Source organism: Caballeronia humi, from assembly GCF_001544475.1.
GTDB classification, from domain to species: domain Bacteria; phylum Pseudomonadota; class Gammaproteobacteria; order Burkholderiales; family Burkholderiaceae; genus Caballeronia; species Caballeronia humi.
In genome coordinates, this window is record NZ_FCNW02000144.1 from 1 (window position 1) to 2,769 (window position 2,769).

General features: G+C 58.8%; 3 protein-coding genes. All 3 read right to left on the reverse strand.

The window, feature by feature from the left end:
* Positions 1-662, reverse strand: a 662-nt coding sequence (locus AWB65_RS34525) for an alpha-hydroxy acid oxidase (protein ID WP_143281829.1), incomplete at its 3' end; no start/stop codon positions are given.
* A complete protein-coding gene (locus tag AWB65_RS34530) occupies positions 655-2,052 on the reverse strand; it encodes an MFS transporter (protein ID WP_087671220.1) in 1,398 nt (465 codons plus the stop codon). The genes AWB65_RS34530 and AWB65_RS34525, both read right to left, overlap by 8 nt.
* A 23-nt stretch (positions 2,053-2,075) precedes the next feature.
* Positions 2,076-2,726 carry a 4-carboxy-4-hydroxy-2-oxoadipate aldolase/oxaloacetate decarboxylase gene (locus AWB65_RS34535; protein WP_087671221.1) on the reverse strand — a complete coding sequence of 217 codons (651 nt, stop codon included), beginning with the start codon at positions 2,724-2,726 and terminating at the stop codon, positions 2,076-2,078.
* Positions 2,727-2,769 lie beyond the last annotated feature (43 nt).

The following is a 2,769-nucleotide window of genomic DNA, read 5'->3' on the forward strand; positions in this document are numbered from 1 at the left end:
CCGTGCCGCAAAATCGTCGTCGTGAAAGTGCCGGTGAGCCAGCGAGGATGGCTGAGCCCTTCCCACGTCAGCTTGAGAGAAGGCCGAAGTGGTGTGGAAAACCCGGCTCGTACGTTATTTTCCCGATTTGCAGCCACTGGTGTGTCGACAGTGACGACAAGTGTCTGAAACCCTGCCCACTTGACCCGTTCGAGAAGTGCGGCGATTGCCGCAGGCTCGCCCGGCAGATAGGCCTGGAACCAGGCTTGAGGGTATACCGTCGCGACTTCTTCGAGTGGAATCAGCGACGACCCGCTCATGATCATCGGAATACCGGCTGCCGCGGCCGCTTTCGCCAGAACGAGATCACCCCGGTAGGCCATCAACGCCGCGAGCCCAAGGGGCGCGATCCCGAACGGAGCGTTGAATTGCTGCGAAAGCAGCGTGGTTGCCGTGCTGCGACCTGCGATGTTGATCATTACACGCGGCACGAAACGATACTTGTCGAACGCGAGACGATTGCCATTCAGCGACGCATTCGTCTCGGCGGCGCCGGCGACATATCCAAACAACGGCCGAGGAAGATGCGCCTTGGCCGCCAGTTCAAGATCGTCAAGGCACAGGATGCGCCGCAACCGGCGGGGCGCGACCGGCTGTGTAACGTTCCCAACCTTGCTAGGCATGGTCAATGTCCCGTTTCCCGGCAACGCCCACTTCCGCATGCCGCACGCCGACGTCAATCGGTTCGCGTATCGTCAGCAAAACGATGAAAGTCAGCGCCGATATGGCCGACATGAAGCCAAAAACTGAACTCCAGCCGTAATTGTCCAGCAGGATGCCAGTAATGAAAGGCGTCGCAGCGCCGCCCAGTTGTCCACCCATGTTCACCATGGCGTTGGCCATCGGAAACTTCGCTTTCGAAACCAGCGTCATCGGATAGGCCATGTAGGCCGAATAGCCGACGCTCAACAACATGCCGGTCAGGAAGATCAGCACGCCGTACAACAATGGATCAGCCGGGGAATGAATCAGCGCGAACATCATTCCGACGGTGGCGAGCGCCGACAGCATCATCCCGGGCTTGCGGCGTCCCCCAAGCAGGCGATCCGAAAGGAGACCGCCCAGAATATTGCCTACGACCGCGCCGACCCATGGGGCGGCCGCGACGAAGCCCATACCCATGATGCTGAATTTCTTCACGGTCAGTAGATAAGTCGGAATCCAGGCCAGAAGCACGCTGGAAATGCCGAGCTGGCAGCAATAGCCCAGTGCGCAACCGTAGATGTCCCACGATGTGAAGATCTCGCGCGTCATATCGAGCGTTTTTTCGCGCCGGGCGCGAATGAATTTGTCGAGCCAGGGCATCGGTTTCACGGCTAAGGCGCGCCGGTTTGCGCCGCGCGCCTCGCCGCTCTCGCTGATGAGTTCCAGTTCCGCCCGGTTCACCGCTCCGCTTTCGGACGGTTTGTCGGCAACCATGAGAACCCATACCACTGACAAGAGGATGCCCGGAATCGCGAAGAGCAGAAATACCTCTTTCCAGCCCCAAGCAGCAATGATCGTGGCGCCAAGAATCGGCGTCAACACCGGGCCGAACTTCACGGCCGAGAGAAAGATCCCGGCTGCGGTGCCTTTTTCTCGGGCCGGAAACCAGCTGTTGATTGTTGCTGCGATACCGATCGGCAGCGGTCCCTCGGCCAATCCCAGCGCGATCCGGCAGATTTTCAACGAGAACAACGAGCCGACCATTCCGGTCAATCCGGTTGCGATCGAGGTGAGGACCATTGAAATCGAAAAAACCCGCTTTACTCCGAACTTCGACACGAGCCAGGCCGAGGGAAGCTGGACGGCCGCATAAGCGATCAGGAAAAGACTGATCAGCGCGCCGGCTTCGGCGTTGTTCATTGAAAATTCTTTTCTCAGGAACGGTAGCGCGACACCAAGGTTGGCGCGATCAGCAGCGGCGATCGTATAAATTACGAAGAACAGCGTCGCGACGACCCACCGATAGCGGGTCGGCTTTAACGACGTAGATGTGACGCTGCTCGTCCATTCCACAGGTTGCTTTTTCATTGTCTCGCTCCATGTCTTTTTTATTAGTCGAGGTTGAATCTGCGGAGCGTCTCTTCGAGCCCCATCAACTCGACCGTCGTCGCCCCGTCGCGGATTCGCGCCCGGAACATCGCCTCCTTCTCCTCTCGCGCCTGGCTGCTGCGGATCACGTCGTCGACTTCGTCCTGCCGTACAACCACGACGCCGTCCTGATCGCCAATCACGATGTCACCCGGATTGATCTGCACGTCGCCGATGCAAACCGGCACATTCAATTTTCCGGGCTGGTTTTTGGCTGTGCCCTTGATGCAGAGACCGCGGCAAAAGACTGGAAAATCCATCTCGATGATCGCTCTGGCATCCCGGACCGCGCCGTTGATCACCAAACCGGCGACGCCTTGTCTGACCGCCTGTTCGGTGAAGACGTCGCCCCACGGTCCGGCTTCGAGGAATCCCTTTGCGTCGACGACCAGCACATCACCGGGTTTTACTTTCAGCATCGCGTAATGGAGCATCAGGTTGTCCCCCGGCCGCACATCCACGGTCACGGCGCGGCCGGCGACCCTCATGTCGGGATGGATTGGCTTGATTCCGCTATCAAGCGCTCCTCTGGCGCCTTGCGCCTCGTAGACCGTCGCGCTGCCGAATTCGCACAGCACTTGAATGGATGCGGTCGATGTCTTCTGACTGCCCATGGCGAACCTCTGAGTTGATTGACAATGTAGTTTTAGATAAAGT